The following is a 14,933-nucleotide window of genomic DNA, read 5'->3' as shown; positions in this document are numbered from 1 at the left end:
GCTTGTCATGCGTACTCACCCCAGGGCTCATGACGGGCATAGTCTATCTTTCTGTCAGTTACGGACAGCGCTGGACCGGTATCTACTGTCACCACACCAGAGGAGGATCGGCATGACGGTTAACACATCGCCAGCACTCAAACGGCAGTCTACTGTTACCTTATTAAGTACAGACAGGTTGCACACTGTTCTGAAATACCTTGAAGGCAAAGGCTCGTATACCCCTTTCGGTTACTCGTCAGGCATTACCGCGAAATCTGGTTTTACAGGTGCCCACTGTGAGCGGTCAACCCTTGGTTATTTGTTGGGCAATGGGTATCGGCTTTATCTTCCTGGAATACTGCGTTTCGGCGGCCCGGATGCGATCAGCCCTTTTGGAGATGGGGGCGTAAACGCTTATGGCTATTGCGCTGCCGACCCTATCAATCATCATGATAGCGGGGGGCATTTCAAACAGCTGCTAAAACCACTTTTTTCTTTTCTTTCAGATACTAAGGAAGTCGCCAAGCACTCCCTTGTACCAGGAAAAACAATTATTGATGCGGCCAAGGTCACGCGTCGACTCAGGCTTGATGAGTTGATTGGCGCGGAGAGTAGAAGTCATTTTACGGAGGCCGTAAAGATGGTAAACAGTAATCAGCTATCTAACGGGGTTGGGGACCTGTCTGTTCAGAAGTTTCACCAGTATGCGGCGCTAACTTCGGCTACGGACCAAGGCACCATAGGAATAACCTATGCATTCGCCAGTTCAAGTGTCGGTTGGCTTCGAGGGGGATCGACCAAGCCCGCTGAAAACCTGGTCGGGGGAGCCTTCAATTTCGCAGGTGCATTGGTGTCAGGCAGCATTGAGCACACCTATTACAAGACAGGCAGTGCCTTCAGGCGGGTGCCAGGTCTGCCTGAAACCAGAGTCACTGTCAGGCAATAATCAGTCAAACATGAACAACGCATCATTGCTGAATTGTGCTTCGAACCGGTTAGCCGGCATTGGCCGGCCAAACAGGTAGCCCTGCACTTCATCGCACCCATGCTCGCGGAGGAAGTCCAGCTGTTCGTGGGTTTCCACGCCCTCAGCGATCACCGAAAGGTTCAAGCTGTGTGCCATGGCAATGATCGCGCGGGCGATCTGGCCGTCCTGTTCGCCTTCGGGCAGGCCATCTACAAACGTGCGGTCTATCTTCAGCACATCGATGGGGAATTGCTTGAGGTAATTGAGGGATGAGTAGCCTGTGCCGAAGTCATCCACAGCAATGCTCAGGCCCAGCCGTTTCAAACCATCAAGGATCTGCAGCGCTTCGTTCACATCGCGCATCAGAATGCTTTCAGTCAGCTCCAGCTCCAGGCACGCCGGGGATACGCCGGTCTCCTCAAGAATACTGGCAATACGTTTGCCCAATTGGCCATCGGAGAACTGCCGCACTGATATGTTGACCGACACCTTCGGTACACGCACCCGTGCCTGGTGCCAGGCCTTGAGCTGGCGACAGGCTTCAGCCAATACCCAGTCGCCTACGTCCACTACCAGGCCCAGCTCTTCGAGCACGGGTATGAAGTCTTGCGGGGGAACCAGGCCGCGCCGTGGATGGCGCCAGCGCAGCAGGGCCTCGGCACCGGTCAGGCGTTTGCCGTCGCCGCTAAGCTGCGGCTGGTAGTACAGCACGAACTCTTCCTGTTCCAAGGCATGGCGCAGGTCGCTCTCCAGCTCAAGCCGCTCCAGGGCGCTGGCATTCATGTCAGCCTGATAGAACTGGAAGTTGTTTTTTCCGCGCTCCTTGGCGTGATACATGGCCGTGTCTGCGTTTTTCATCAACTGGCTCAGCTCGTTGCCATCCTGGGGGCTGAGCGCAATGCCGATGCTGGCTGTGACAAAGAATTCGCGGTTTTCCAGCACAAAGGGCGCATGCAGGCTGCCTAGTATTTCTTCGGCCACATGAATGGCTTGGGTCAGCGCCGCTTCGCGTGTGCCCCGCGATTGCAACAGCAGGGTAAACTCATCTCCGCCCATGCGGGCAACCGTGTCATCCTCATTGACACAAGCCAGCAGGCGCATGGCCATGTCCTTGAGCATACGATCGCCAGCGGCGTGACCCAGGGAGTCGTTGATAGGCTTGAACCGGTCAAGGTCCAGGAACATCAGCACGACCCAGGCCTTTTGCCGTTCCGCCTGCTGCAGGGCGGTAAACAACCGATCCTGGAACAGGGTGCGGTTGGGCAGGTGGGTCAAGGCGTCGTAGTAGGCCAGGCGGTGGATACGCTGTTCGCTGGCCTTGCGTTCGCTGATGTCGCTGAAAAAGCATACGTAGCTGGCCAGGTCGCCCTCTTCGTCGAGCACTGCCGTGATACCCACCCAGGCCGGGTAGTGCTCCCGGTTGCGCCGCTGCAGGCGGATTTCTCCTTCCCAGCTGCCGTTAAGGCGCAGTTGCTTGACCACATACTGCAGGTGCGCTTCCTGTTGGTCGGTGACCGTCAGCAGGGCCGGCAACTGGTCCAGCACCTCTGCAGGCTGGTACCCAGTAACACGCGTGAAGGCTTCATTGACCTGAACGATATAGCCTGCCGGGTCTGTGATGAGGATGGCCGACGTGGAGTGCTGGAACACCGTGGCAGCCATGCGAAGGTCTTTTTCGGCCCGTCGTTGCTGGCTCATGTCGCGGCCTACACCTAGCACACCTTCGAAGTTGTCCTGCTCGTCCCAGATCAGCACAAGGCGCAATTCGATGGGTACCTTGCGACCGTCGGCGCGCAGGCAGTCCAGAATAAACGTTTGGCTTTGTACCTGGGCTCGCAGCTCGGCTAGCAGCCCAGGGTTGCCAAGGGCTGAGGCTACGCGGCCCAGCAGTGTTTCCAGGCCTGTAAGCTGGGTGGGTGTAGCTACGATGGCCTGCCAGCCGCTGTCCATGATCGCCTGAACGTCATAGCCCAGCATCCGGCTAATGGATGGGCTTACATAGTTGAGCGCAAGGCGGCTGTCAGTGGAAAAAATCACGTCGCTGATGCTTTCGGCAAGCATGCGATAACGCTGCTCACTGTCACGCAAGGATTGGCTGGCCTCGATCTGTTCGGTGACATCCTTGGCCACACCGATGATGCGTGTTACCTGCCCATTGGCGTCTTCGGCCAGGGTCTGTTCACGAATATCAAAGCAGCGCCACGTGCCATCTCGATGCTGGAAGCGCAATTGGCAGTGCAACTGGCCTACATAACGCGTGTCGCGCTGGTATTGGCGCAGCCCACGGTACTGCTCTGCATCCACCGGGTGCATGAGCCCTTCCCAGAACTGCTCGCCCAGGTCGTCCAGTTCGCTGGGGCTGTAGCCCAGCGTCGTTCCCAGATGATGGTTGCTGTAAAGCGCTTTTCGGGTAAGCACATCTGCCACGTACAGATGGTCGGGTACTGCGCGCACGACGTCCGACCAGAAACGCTCGCGTTCTACCAGTGACACCTGGGCCTGTCTACGCTGAGTGACGTCGTTGAGGCTGAGAATCACCTCATCCACACTGCCGTCTTCAGGAATGCGCACCTGTGCCCACACATGGCAGACTTTGCCGTCCTTGTGCTGGAGCGAAAACTCCAGTTCCACCATCGCAGGCGAGAGCAATGCAGCCAGCAGCTCATAAGGCAGCCCCTGGTGTTCCAAGGCACCTTGGGCAATCAGTAGCTCCCACACACCCGCTGTGTCCTGAAGGCGTAGCAGGTTCAGTGCCACCTGGTTTGCCTCGGTCAGGCACATGGCATCACGCAACAGGTCGTGTTCGCCCGGATGTGCCTGCAGCCACGGCAAGAGGTCTTCGACCTGATGGATACCGTTCTGGTCAAGCAGGTGGCGCAGGTGCCGCAGATCGAAGACGCACAGCCCTACGCCGGCCCCTTCGAAAATGTCTTGATAGCGCCGGCGTTGCGCCTGTACATCCCGTTGCCTACGCCGTATTCCGCGTAATACGAGCAACGGAAGAAGCGCACAGGCCAGCCCGACCGACAACTTGCTGAACAGGCCTGGAAGCAGGGGCAGGCGGGCCTGACGGCCATCGAACACGCTATGGAATTGCCAGTCGCTGTTGGCCAGCGGGTAGTTGGCCAGCGCCATCTCCTGCTCATGGGCCGACAAAGGTGCTGCACCTTCGGGGGTTTCAGGCGGGCTCTCACTCCGATGAATAACCTGCCCGTCGCTGGTTTCGATCAGCCATTGCAGTGGGCCTTGGGGGGCCATTTGCGTGGCCAGGGCTGAGTAAAGCGCAGGCTTGAAGCGCAGTATCCAGTAGCCTTGGCTGACGGGGTCGCGTAGCAGCAGCCAGGCTTCCTTGCCGTCTGAGCTGTTGCTGTACCAGTAATCTACGCCGGCGGCCTGCTCAAACAAGCTATCGAGGCTGTTGCTTAGAAGCGGCCCTGGCTCCTGGCCAGGCAGGAGCTGACCGTGGGCATCGAGTTGAACCACTGCGATCAGCCCGGCAGGCGAATCGGAGCGGGCCGCAGGCTTTGCACCAACAGCCTTCAGCAATCGCCCGTTGAGCATGCTTTCGGCAAAGAGCGCCATGTTGAGGTTGAGCTGGTCGGCCAGGTTGACGCTCTGGGTCAGTGCATTGCTACGCAGCGTTTCCTGGCTGTGGCGGTATTCGCCAATCACCTGCCAAACGAGCAACCCCGACAGCAAGAGTGTCAGAACAGCCAGCACACCCTTGAGGGAGCTTGAAAGTACGCTGCCTGTGAGGAGGTGAGGCTGGCGCAAAGGCGACGACTGATTGAGGTTGCTCAAACTGGAATCCTGCCAGGTTACGCCACGACCGACATTAACACTGCGCCCACATGCTTAGGCGGCGCCAAAGACGACATGATAGCAGGGCACACCTGCGTTAGCAGGCGGGCTGAGGCCGATTATATCAAAGTGCTATCACTGCGGCCTGCAAGTTTGCCCTCTATCACGCATTCCGGTAGTTTTGACTGCTTTCCACCGTGCGCTTTCATCTCTGCGCGCCACCCTCGTTATAAGTCAGGTTTACCATGGCCCAATACGTTTTCACCATGCATCGGCTGAGCAAGGTTGTTCCGCCGAAGCGGGAAATCCTCAAGAACATCTCCCTGTCGTTTTTCCCGGGTGCCAAGATCGGCGTGCTGGGCCTGAACGGTTCGGGTAAATCCACCCTGTTGCGCATCATGGCCGGTGTAGACAAGGAGTTCGATGGCGAAGCGCGCCCCATGCCGGACCTGAACATCGGTTACCTGCCTCAGGAGCCGGAACTCGACCCCACCAAGAATGTGCGAGAAGTGGTGGAAGAGGCAGTGTCTGTCATCAAGGATGCCCAGGCACGCCTGGATGAAGTGTATGCCGCCTATGCAGAGCCTGACGCGGATTTTGACAAGCTGGCTGCCGAGCAGGCCAAGCTGGAAGCCATTCTGCAAGCGTCCGATGGGCATAACCTGGAGCGCCAGCTGGAAGTGGCCGCCGATGCCCTGCGCCTGCCGCCATGGGATGCACGCATTGAACACCTGTCCGGTGGTGAAAAGCGCCGTGTCGCCCTGTGCCGCTTGTTGCTGTCTGCCCCAGACATGCTATTGCTCGACGAACCCACCAACCACTTGGACGCCGATTCGGTAGCCTGGTTGGAGCGCTTCCTCCATGATTTCCAAGGCACCGTGGTCGCTATTACCCACGACCGCTACTTCCTGGACAATGTGGCTGGCTGGATTCTGGAACTGGACCGCGGCCATGGTATTCCTTACGAGGGCAACTACTCTGGCTGGCTGGAAGCAAAATCCGAGCGTCTGGCGCAGGAATCCAAGCAGCAGTCCGCCCACGAGAAGGCGCTCAAGGAAGAGCTGGAGTGGGTACGCAAGGGTGCCAAGGCGCGTCAGTCCAAGTCCAAAGCTCGCCTGCAGCGGTTTGAAGAGCTGCAGTCCCAGGAATTCCAGAAGCGCAGTGAAACCAACGAAATCTATATCCCGGTGGGCCCACGCCTGGGCGACAAGGTTATCGAATTCAATAACGTCACCAAAAGCTATGGCGACCGTGTACTCATCGACAACCTGTCGTTTGCCATGCCCAAAGGCGCCATTGTGGGCGTGATCGGGGGCAACGGTGCAGGTAAGTCCACGTTGTTCCGCATGATCATGGGCAAGGAACAGCCGGACTCAGGTGTGATCGACATCGGTGATACCGTGCAACTGGCCTGCGTAGACCAGAGCCGTGAGGACCTGGACGGTAGCAAAACCGTATTCCAGCAGATTTCCGATGGTTCGGACCAGATCCGTATCGGCACCTATGAAGTGCCTTCGCGTACGTATGTAGGCCGCTTCAATTTCAAAGGGGGGGACCAGCAGAAGTTCGTCCGTGACCTGTCCGGGGGTGAGCGTGGCCGCTTGCATTTGGCCCTGACGCTGAAGGAAGGCGGCAACGTGCTGCTGCTCGACGAACCGTCCAACGACCTGGACGTGGAAACCTTGCGCTCGCTGGAAGAAGCCTTGCTGGACTTCCCTGGCGCCGCCATTGTGATCTCTCACGATCGGTGGTTCCTGGACCGTGTGGCGACCCACATTCTGGCGTACGAGGACGAGTCCATTGTGTTCTTTGAAGGCAACTACACGGAATACGAAGCTGATCGCAAGAAGCGCTTGGGCGAAGCTGCGGCCCAGCCACACCGTGTGAAGTACCGCAAGTTGGCGTGAGGCTTGGCCTGTTCGCGTGCTTTGCTAGCTCTCCGGCAAAGCACACGACCAAAAAGCAGCGGGCTAGTCCGGTGTTGCCGAAATGGCCAGCACTTCGAGCGTGTGGTCTCCCGCAGGCCGGTGCCACACCACCTCGTCCCCCACCCGTGCGCCCATTAGCGCGCGTCCAAGGGGAGAGGCCCAGTTCACCAGTCCTACGCCTACGTCGGCCTGGTCTTCACCAACCAGGCAGACTTGCCGGTGTACGTCTCGCTCATCGGCATAGCTGACCCAACTGCCGATCTGGACCTTTTCAGTTTCACGAACCGGCGGCACGACCTTGGCCGTAGACAGGCGCTGGTGGTAATAGCGCATGTCCCGCTCCAGGTCGGCCAAGGCCTGATGGTCTGCCCGGTCACCCAGGGCGCTTTGCTCCAGGTGCAGTGCTCTAAGCTCGTCGGCCCTGGCGCGCAGTTGTACCAGGCCAGATTCGGTAACGTAGTTGGGGTGCAAGCTGATCGAGCGCTCAACCGGTTGGCTGGCCTGGGCAGCGGCGTTATCTTCATTGACGAATGCGCGGCTCATGGTAACCCTCCTTATGCGTCCTTACTGTAGGCAGCAATCCACGCCCCAGAGTTTCCCTTGTGTACCAGACAATGTTCAGTTCGAGTGGAATGCCCGCGCCTTGCCGTTGTTCACGTCACGTTGCCAGTCCCGATCACGATCATTCAACACCTTGTCATGAAGGTCCTGCTGTTCGCGGCTGGCCAATGCGGCCTGGCATTGACGGAACCCGTCATCCCAACCACTGCTATAGAGTTTCTCAGACAAGTAACGTGGCACGTTCTTGGTGAAGGTTCCGCTGATCGAGCCGGCCGCCTCACGCCCGCTGCCACAACCGTCCTGGTAGCCATCTGCGAAGGCCGGCGGGTAGCCTTGCTGCAGTAATTGCTCGTGGGTTGTCTGACAGCCGGCGAGCACCAGTACACCGAAGACCACACACCATTGCATGTTCATGCTCAATACCTCAGGCGCCAGGCGTGTTGCCTGGCATAGGTATAAGTCTAGGTCGGTTTTTGTGGATACGGCGTTAATCGTCGGTCAGTAATTTGTCAGTAGTGGTACCACTTCATCTCAAGCATCACCTCATTGGTAGTGCCGCCCAAGTGGCTGAAGTCCCGGATCGCGCTCAAACGAAGGCCCAGAGTGGGGCTTAGTTCCCACTGCTGGTTCAGGCTCAACTGCCGGCGCACTTCCCCATTGGTGAAATAATCACCCGTGGCCTCCAGCCGCAGGTTACCCAAGGCATTGCGCCACAGAAGGCCGCTGTCAAAGCCAGCAGCAGGTGCCGCAAAGGCCGCAAAGTCGTTGTTGTGCTCAAGGCGGGCCGTACCCAGCGCAAAGCCGAGCAGGTCGGGTGCCAGTTGCCAGGTGCCACCTGCGCCGCCATTGAGGTGAGTCACCAGCACCTCATCCCCGTGCTTGCCGGGCACGCGTTCAAGGCCACCTGTGACTTGCCAGGATAGAGGCTTGAGCAGGTCACTGCGCGGTGACAGCGACCGGATCGTGGCCAGGTTCAAGGATTGCAGTTGCCACTCGCCTCGCTCGTACTGCCGTACCTTAAGCCCTCCCAGTTCGATCTGGGCGCCCAACGGGAAACCGTAAGCGTTGTCGTTAAGGTCGTGGTACGCCATGCGTAGCCCGTACTCGGCAAAGGCACGGTCATCACGGCTGCCTAGCCCAAGCTCCCAGGTGCGGGAAGGGTGGCCTTCTTCTGGCAGCCCTGGGCGTTCCACCGTCAAAGGGGGCGGCGGGTTGCGGTTGATGGCCTGGAGCAGGTCGAAGCTACGTTGGCTGCGTTGCGCATCCCGTGCCTCTCCAGTGGCGTTGTAGCGCTGCAGGCGGTAGGCCGTGTCCAAGACCAAGGCCTGGCGGTCACGAGGGAGTGCTGCCAGGGCCGCATCATTGGGTGTCCCTGAGCCCGCTCCCAGGCTTTTCGCCAGTGCCTGCTCCTGGTCATTTAACGGCGCGGCGCGTACCAGCAGCTCGCGCTCACGGGAGGGGCGGTACTCGGTGTGTTGAACCAGGCCAGCCGCTTTCACGGCCTTGACGGTGTCGGTAGGAATGGCCGCCAATGGAAACTGATCCGTCAGCTTCAGTGAAGACCGGGCTACCTGTAGTAGTTCCAGTAACCGATATGAGCAGTTTTCGTCGAAGAAGTAGTAGTCAAAGCGAATCTGTTGAAGCTCCCAGACGTGCTCCACCAACCGCCCGGTTTCCTCCGGTGTAAGGTTGAGCTGGTACTCCCACAAGTCGCGGTTTTCGAGGCTGCGGTATTCGGCCAGCTTCTGCTGGTAGGGCACTAGCGAGAACAGCCCAGGGTAGCCGCCTGCGAGGCCTTTCCAGGCGTACAGCATGCTGTTGTCACTGCCTTCAACGTAGGCACCGAAGTTGATCGCGTAGCTGAGCAGGGCGGTCTTGTCGGCCTGGGTATCTGCCTGGTCGATGCGCAACAGGGTATGGCCGAACATCGACGAGGGGCTGTTCAGGTAAGCGGCGGGAAATACCAGCACAGCCGCGTGGGGCGCGATATCGCTGTACCACTGCTTGAAATTGGGGCATTGCACCGTGGGCAGGTCATTGAGCCCAAGCTGGGCCTTCAGCCAGCGCGTGCGTGCGGGAAATACACATTGGGCATGCTGGTCGCCGAGGCTGGGCGATGCATAGAGCGCCTGCAGCGTAGCGCCCAGTTCATGGGCTGGGGACTGGCGGCCATCGGGGGCCAGGAAGAAACGCGTGTCGTCAACATAGCTGTGCCACCCGCGCAGCGCCTTGTACTCGTAATGCCCCAGCGCGATCCAGCCAGGCTGTAGCGCTAGCTGATCCAGCGTGGCGGAGGCAGGAAGCGAAGCGGCAGGGGTCGACGCGCAGGCCAGCAAGGCCAGCCACAGAAAGCGGGTGAGCATCCGTTGCATCCGGTCAGGAAAACAGAACCCGCCCCGAACGGGGCGGGAGACGCCGAGACCTTACGCCTGGGTAGCGTACTTGGCCAGCCGTGGATCGTTTTTAATCACGTTCAGGGTGTTGGCATGAACGTCTTCAGCCGTCACGTCTGCCGTCTTGAAAATATCGTTGAAGTGCTGGTGGGTCACGCTGGAGAAGTACGCGCGGTCTTCAGGCTGTACGCCCAGCACCACGGCGTAAGTTGTCAGCGCTTCGCCTTGGCCCTGGGCCATGTCTTCAGACAGTTCGTTCATCATGCCATTCATGGCGATCCAGGACTTGCCGCCATAGGTCAGCGCGCCGCTGGTGTTGCAGCCGTTGGTGCCGGACGTCATCCCGAAGGTGGCGTTGCCGGAGGTGCCATTGGTAGTGGACGCCAGGAAGTGAGCCGGGGTGCCGCGCTGGCCTTCGAACAGCATGTTGCCCCATCCACAGTCCGGGCCACCGGGGGCCTGGGCGAATGCCTGGATGGAAACGACGGTAAACAGGGAGCCAAGCAGAATCCGTTTCATAGCATTGTTCTCGCATGTCGATCAAAAATGGCCTGGGCCTTAAGCACCAGGTGCACACCCCACCGTTGGTCAGGGTGCGCACGTTGGAGTTTAGGCAGGGTTTACGGTTCCGTTGGCATTTACTGCCGTTTTAAAAAAGTCATTCACAAACACGGCGCGGCACAGGCGATTGGCAACGTGCCTTGCCAGCCGCGCCCTGCGAGCGCCAGAATGCCCCATAGCCTGTAAACCTAAGGAAGCCTGATGCCCGATTCCGTTGCTGCCCGCTTGCGTCTTGCCCCGGAAGCATTGGCCCGCCCCTTCACTGCCAAGCAGTTCAGTTTCGTCAGTACAGAAGACATCGAGCCGTTCCGCGGCGTACTGGGCCAGGAGCGTGCGGTTGAAGCCTTGCAGTTCGGGGTAGCCATGCCACGCCCTGGCTACAACGTGTTCGTGATGGGGGAACCCGGCACGGGGCGTTTCTCCTTTGCCAAGCGTTACCTGAAAACCGAAGCCAAACGCCTGCAAACCCCAAACGACTGGGTGTACGTGAACAACTTCGATGAGCCGCGTAACCCGCGTGCATTGGAAATGTCCCCAGGCAGTGCGGGCGAGTTCATCAACGCCATCGGCGGGCTGATCGATAACCTGCTTGCCACGTTCCCAGCGGTCTTCGAGCACCCTTCCTACCAGCAGAAGAAGAGCGCCATAGACCGTGCCTTCAACCACCGCTATGACCGTGCCTTGGATGTGATCGAACGGGCTGCCCTGGAAAAAGACGTGGCGCTTTACCGGGACAGCAGCAACATCGCGTTTACCCCCATGGTGGAGGGCAAGGCGCTGGACGAGGCCGAATTCGCACAACTGGCTGAAGCGGACCGTGATCGCTTTCACAGTGATATTGCTGGCTTGGAGGAGCGCCTCAATGAGGAGTTGGCCAGCCTGCCCCAGTGGAAACGCGAATCCAGTAATCAACTGCGCCAGCTCAACGAAGAGACCATTACCCTCGCGCTGCAGCCTCTGCTAGGGCCATTGTCGGAGCGCTACGCTGAGCTCGCCGGGGTATGCGCCTACCTGCAAGCCATGCAGGTCAATTTGCTGCGCACCATTGTCGAGCAATTGGTTGATGATCCAAAAACGGACGCGGTCGCTCGCAAGATGCTGGAGGAGCAGTACGCACCCAACCTGGTCATTGGCCACCACGCCAGTGGTGGTGCTCCGGTGGAGTTCGAGCCCCACCCTACCTACGACAACCTGTTCGGCCGCATCGAGTACAGCACAGACCAAGGCGCGCTCTACACCAACTATCGCCAGTTGCGCCCCGGCGCTCTGCACCGCGCCAATGGTGGCTTCTTGATCCTGGAAGCTGAGAAAATGCTTGGCGAGCCGTTTGTTTGGGATGCTCTCAAACGCTCGCTGCAGTCGCGTCGGTTGAAGATGGAGTCTCCACTGGGCGAATACGGCCGCCTGGCCACCGTTACGCTTACGCCGCAGATGATTCCCTTGAATGTGAAGGTGGTGATCATCGGGTCGCGCCAGCTGTACTACGCCCTGCAGGACCATGATCCGGATTTCCAGGAGATGTTCCGGGTGCTGGTGGACTTCGATGAAGACATTCCCATGGATGGGGAAAGCCTGGACCAGTTCGCCCAGTTGCTGAAAACCCGTACGTCGGAAGAAGGCATGGCCGCGCTCAGCGCGGACGCTGTGGCCCGCCTGGCCACCTACAGCGCGCGATTGGCCGAACATCAAGGGCGGCTGTCGGCCAAGATCGGTGACCTGTTTCAGCTGGTAAGCGAGGCCGATTTCATTCGGCAGATCGCCGGCGACCCGGTTACCGACGCCGGCCATATCGAACGCGCCCTCAAGGCCAAGGCCACCCGTACAGGGCGGGTGTCGGCGCGCATTCTGGACGACATGCTGGCCGGTATCGTGCTGATCGACACCACAGGTGCTGCGGTGGGCAAATGCAATGGGTTGACGGTGCTAGCAGTGGGGGATTCGGCCTTTGGCGTGCCCGCGCGTATCTCCGCAACGGTCTACCCTGGCAGTAGTGGCATCGTGGACATCGAGCGCGAGGTCAACCTAGGGCAGCCCATCCACTCCAAGGGGGTGATGATTCTGACTGGCTACCTGGGCAGCCGCTATGCCCAGGAGTTTCCTCTAGCCATTTCCGCCAGCATTGCACTGGAACAATCCTACGGTTACGTGGATGGCGACAGCGCTTCGCTGGGTGAAGCCTGTACGCTTATTTCCGCCTTGTCGCGCAAGCCGCTCAAGCAGTGCTTCGCCATCACCGGCTCGATCAACCAGTTTGGTGAGGTGCAGGCCGTAGGTGGGGTGAACGAGAAAATCGAGGGCTTCTTCCGCCTGTGCGAAGCGCGCGGCTTGACCGGGGAGCAGGGCGCAATCATTCCCAAGGCCAATGTGGCCACGCTGATGCTTGATGAGCGCGTGGTAAACGCCGTGCGCGAGGGCACCTTCCACGTGTATGCCGTCAGCCAGGCAGACGAAGCCTTGAGCCTGCTGGTGGGGGAAGATGCAGGCGAGCCTGATGGGGAGGGCAATTTCCCCGAGGGTAGCGTGAACGCATTGGTGGTTGACCGCCTGCGCGCCATTGCCGAGGTAATCAGTGAAGAGGAATTGCGTGAAGCCGAGCGCGAGCACAAGGTGGAGGCGCTAGCCGAGGTCAAGCCCTGTTCGTAACCCTGCGAAGGCGCCAGGCCTGCATGACCGCTCGGCGCCATCATTAAGCAACCACGGAATTTTCTGCTTATCGAAGGTCTTAGGGGCATCAGACAAGAGGACTGACGCATGACCCACTCGCTCAGCCTTACCCGTCAATGCCTGGGGCTGGAAACAAGGATCGAGTGCATCATCCGCCCCGTGGCAGGTGATGCAGGCCATTGGGCCCTGCTATTTGCGGCTGGCATGGAGGGCGAACAGCCTACGGCTATCAAGGCCCAAGGGCCTTTTCACGGAGCCCAGGCTGCCGAATCGGTGCTCGAAGCCATCGTAGACAGCCTTACGTTGCACGGTTACCGGCTCAAGCATGACCCCCGTATCTGGGACATTCACCTGCATGGGCAATTGCGCAAGATCAATGCCGACCGTGGGCAGCATCTGATCGACCACGGGCCCGAGGCCTGAGGGCTTTTCCCTTAAGGGGCTGTGTGCCGCGCACGGGCTTCATATTGATATACTTCACGCCAGTTTTCGGCCACCTGTGAGTCTCAATGGAACGCTTTATCGAAAGAAGCATGTACGCCTCTCGCTGGCTACTTGCACCCATCTACTTTGGCCTGTCGCTGGGGCTGCTGGCCCTGGCCCTGAAGTTCTTCCAGGAAATCGTCCATATCTTGCCCAATGTCTTTGCATTGGCCGAATCCGAGCTGATTCTAGTGCTGCTGTCGTTGATCGACATGGCGTTGGTGGGCGGCTTGCTGGTGATGGTTATGATTTCCGGCTATGAGAACTTCGTGTCCCAACTGGACATAGACGAAGGCTCCGAGAAGCTGAGCTGGCTCGGCAAGATGGATTCCACGTCGCTCAAGATGAAAGTGGCGGCCAGCATCGTAGCGATCTCCTCCATTCACCTGCTGCGTGTGTTCATGGACGCCCAGAACATCGGCGCCGATCACCTGATGTGGTACGTGATCATCCACATGACCTTCGTGGTCTCCGCCTTCGCCATGGGCTACCTCGACAAGCTCACCAAGCACTGATGTGCTAGGCTTTCACCCTTTTTTCCGGGCCAGCAGGCTGGCCCTCCACGGAGCAGTGCAATGTCCGAAGTGAATTACACCACTGACGAAACGCGTGTCAGCTATGGTATTGGCCGCCAGCTGGGTGACCAGATCCGCGACAACCCGCCACCGGGCGTTAGCCTGGATGCCCTCATTGCCGGCCTGACCGATGCGTTTCACGGCGAGCCAAGCCGTGTGGCGGCCGATGACCTGAACAATGCCTTCCGTGCCATTCGCGAAGTGATGCAAGAGCAGGAACGCGTCAAGGCTGAGGCGGCTGCGGGTGAAGGGCGTACTTACCTGGCTTCCAACGCCAAGCGCGAAGGCATCACCACCCTGGCGTCGGGCCTGCAGTACGAAGTGATCACCGCAGGCGAAGGCGCCAAGCCTACCCGCGACAGCACCGTGCGCACCCATTACCACGGTACGTTGATCGACGGCACGGTGTTCGACAGCTCCTATGATCGTGGCCAGCCTGCCGAATTCCCCGTCGGTGGCGTGATTGCTGGCTGGACCGAAGCCCTGCAGTTGATGAATACCGGTAGCAAATGGCGCCTGTACGTACCGAGCGAGCTGGCCTACGGCGCGCAGGGCGTGGGCTCCATTCCACCGCACAGCACGCTGGTCTTCGACGTAGAGCTGCTGGACATTCTTTAAGCCAAATGGGCCGGTATTTGCTGTGGGACCGGCCGTAGCCGAAGGCGGAGGCCGGGAACCCCTAGCTAGGCCTGGCCCGCTTCAGTGCAACGCCCCTGCCGGGCGCAAAGCCCGTGCATAGCAGAACAGAAAGAGGCTGCGTACCAGCTCTTTCTGTACCTGCGGCTCGGTCGAATTCAGCCCGTCGTAGTCGAGCTCGCCCTGGTCACGCAATTCGTCCAGGGCGTCTTCATGGAGTACTGCACACACTTCGCCGGTTTCCCGATGGAGAATACGCAAGTAGGGGTGGGTGCGGTCCAGCCAGGCGTCGATGAGGTAGGTCACGATTATTCTCCTTAATGAGGTTCATTGAGAATAATTCGTATTTGCAGCTTTGCAAAGTAGTGGCCATACCGGCTGT

The 14,933-nt window shown here is 59.3% G+C and carries 12 protein-coding genes; 6 read left to right on the top strand and 6 right to left on the bottom strand.

Annotation, left to right across the window (positions count from 1 at the left end):
- Positions 1 to 112 precede the first annotated feature (112 nt).
- Positions 113 to 928, top strand: coding sequence for an RHS repeat-associated core domain-containing protein (locus ACSAMW_RS11485; RefSeq protein WP_500590440.1), 816 nt, complete (start codon positions 113 to 115; stop codon positions 926 to 928).
- Here ACSAMW_RS11485 and ACSAMW_RS11480 read toward each other — a convergent pair whose 3' ends face one another.
- Positions 929 to 4,750 carry a sensor domain-containing protein gene (locus ACSAMW_RS11480; RefSeq protein ID WP_500590439.1) on the bottom strand — a complete coding sequence of 1,274 codons (3,822 nt, stop codon included), beginning with the start codon at positions 4,748 to 4,750 and terminating at the stop codon, positions 929 to 931.
- A 245-nt stretch (positions 4,751 to 4,995) separates the two neighbouring features.
- On the opposite strand from ACSAMW_RS11480, the gene ettA reads away from it, so the two are divergent.
- A complete protein-coding gene (gene ettA / locus ACSAMW_RS11475; protein WP_168084092.1) occupies positions 4,996 to 6,657 on the top strand; it encodes an energy-dependent translational throttle protein EttA in 1,662 nt (553 codons plus the stop codon).
- Positions 6,658 to 6,720: 63 nt separating this feature from the next.
- Here the strand turns inward: ettA and ACSAMW_RS11470 are convergent, their stop codons facing one another.
- The 4 genes from ACSAMW_RS11470 to ACSAMW_RS11455 all read right to left on the bottom strand — a co-directional run bounded on the left by ACSAMW_RS11470 (position 6,721) and on the right by ACSAMW_RS11455 (position 10,151).
- Positions 6,721 to 7,221, bottom strand: a complete 501-nt coding sequence (locus tag ACSAMW_RS11470; protein ID WP_500590438.1) for a GreA/GreB family elongation factor — start codon at positions 7,219 to 7,221, stop codon at positions 6,721 to 6,723.
- A gap of 75 nt (positions 7,222 to 7,296) precedes the next feature.
- The gene (locus ACSAMW_RS11465; RefSeq protein ID WP_500590437.1) at positions 7,297 to 7,653 is read right to left on the bottom strand and encodes a hypothetical protein; all 357 of its coding nucleotides are present in this window, start codon (positions 7,651 to 7,653) and stop codon (positions 7,297 to 7,299) included.
- 95 nt (positions 7,654 to 7,748) lie between these two features.
- Complete coding sequence (locus tag ACSAMW_RS11460) at positions 7,749 to 9,602, bottom strand: Lnb N-terminal periplasmic domain-containing protein (RefSeq protein ID WP_500590436.1); 1,854 nt, start codon at positions 9,600 to 9,602, stop codon at positions 7,749 to 7,751.
- A gap of 60 nt (positions 9,603 to 9,662) precedes the next feature.
- Positions 9,663 to 10,151: a DUF3015 domain-containing protein gene (locus ACSAMW_RS11455; RefSeq protein ID WP_168084088.1), complete on the bottom strand. Its 489-nt coding sequence runs from the start codon at positions 10,149 to 10,151 to the stop codon at positions 9,663 to 9,665.
- A 243-nt stretch (positions 10,152 to 10,394) separates the two neighbouring features.
- Here ACSAMW_RS11455 and ACSAMW_RS11450 point away from each other — a divergent pair, with 243 nt between their 5' ends.
- The 4 genes from ACSAMW_RS11450 (at position 10,395) to bamJ (ending at position 14,533) form a co-directional block, all read left to right on the top strand.
- Positions 10,395 to 12,836: a Lon protease family protein gene (locus tag ACSAMW_RS11450; RefSeq protein WP_500590435.1), complete on the top strand. Its 2,442-nt coding sequence runs from the start codon at positions 10,395 to 10,397 to the stop codon at positions 12,834 to 12,836.
- A 108-nt stretch (positions 12,837 to 12,944) separates the two neighbouring features.
- Positions 12,945 to 13,280 (top strand): PA4575 family protein, encoded by a 336-nt coding sequence (locus ACSAMW_RS11445; RefSeq protein ID WP_168084086.1) that lies wholly within the window; start codon positions 12,945 to 12,947, stop codon positions 13,278 to 13,280.
- Between the two features lie 86 nt (positions 13,281 to 13,366).
- The gene (locus ACSAMW_RS11440) at positions 13,367 to 13,855 is read left to right on the top strand and encodes a TIGR00645 family protein (RefSeq protein ID WP_168084085.1); all 489 of its coding nucleotides are present in this window, start codon (positions 13,367 to 13,369) and stop codon (positions 13,853 to 13,855) included.
- A gap of 60 nt (positions 13,856 to 13,915) precedes the next feature.
- On the top strand, positions 13,916 to 14,533 hold the full coding sequence (gene bamJ, locus ACSAMW_RS11435) for a BamJ family beta-barrel-assembly machinery protein (protein ID WP_500590434.1): 618 nt from the start codon (positions 13,916 to 13,918) through the stop codon (positions 14,531 to 14,533).
- An 81-nt stretch (positions 14,534 to 14,614) separates the two neighbouring features.
- On the opposite strand, the gene ACSAMW_RS11430 is transcribed toward bamJ, so the two are convergent.
- Positions 14,615 to 14,857, bottom strand: coding sequence for a PA4570 family protein (locus ACSAMW_RS11430; protein WP_168084083.1), 243 nt, complete (start codon positions 14,855 to 14,857; stop codon positions 14,615 to 14,617).
- Between the last annotated feature and the right edge of the window lie 76 nt (positions 14,858 to 14,933).

The organism is Pseudomonas sp. AB39(2026) (assembly GCF_059831485.1).
Note: the sequence above shows the minus strand (reverse complement) of the source record. Positions and strands in the feature narration are given on the sequence as shown.

What these genes read in the sequence shown, in the direction of transcription:
- ACSAMW_RS11465 (WP_500590437.1), bottom strand. Translation starts at nt 7,653, where the DNA reads ATGAACATGCAATGGTGTGTGGTCTTCGGTGTACTGGTGCTCGCCGGC.
- ettA (WP_168084092.1), top strand. Translation starts at nt 4,996, where the DNA reads ATGGCCCAATACGTTTTCACCATGCATCGGCTGAGCAAGGTTGTTCCG.
- bamJ (WP_500590434.1), top strand. Translation starts at nt 13,916, where the DNA reads ATGTCCGAAGTGAATTACACCACTGACGAAACGCGTGTCAGCTATGGT.
- ACSAMW_RS11450 (WP_500590435.1), top strand. Translation starts at nt 10,395, where the DNA reads ATGCCCGATTCCGTTGCTGCCCGCTTGCGTCTTGCCCCGGAAGCATTG.
- ACSAMW_RS11470 (WP_500590438.1), bottom strand. Translation starts at nt 7,221, where the DNA reads ATGAGCCGCGCATTCGTCAATGAAGATAACGCCGCTGCCCAGGCCAGC.
- ACSAMW_RS11440 (WP_168084085.1), top strand. Translation starts at nt 13,367, where the DNA reads ATGGAACGCTTTATCGAAAGAAGCATGTACGCCTCTCGCTGGCTACTT.
- ACSAMW_RS11445 (WP_168084086.1), top strand. Translation starts at nt 12,945, where the DNA reads ATGACCCACTCGCTCAGCCTTACCCGTCAATGCCTGGGGCTGGAAACA.
- ACSAMW_RS11485 (WP_500590440.1), top strand. Translation starts at nt 113, where the DNA reads ATGACGGTTAACACATCGCCAGCACTCAAACGGCAGTCTACTGTTACC.
- ACSAMW_RS11455 (WP_168084088.1), bottom strand. Translation starts at nt 10,151, where the DNA reads ATGAAACGGATTCTGCTTGGCTCCCTGTTTACCGTCGTTTCCATCCAG.
- ACSAMW_RS11460 (WP_500590436.1), bottom strand. Translation starts at nt 9,602, where the DNA reads ATGCTCACCCGCTTTCTGTGGCTGGCCTTGCTGGCCTGCGCGTCGACC.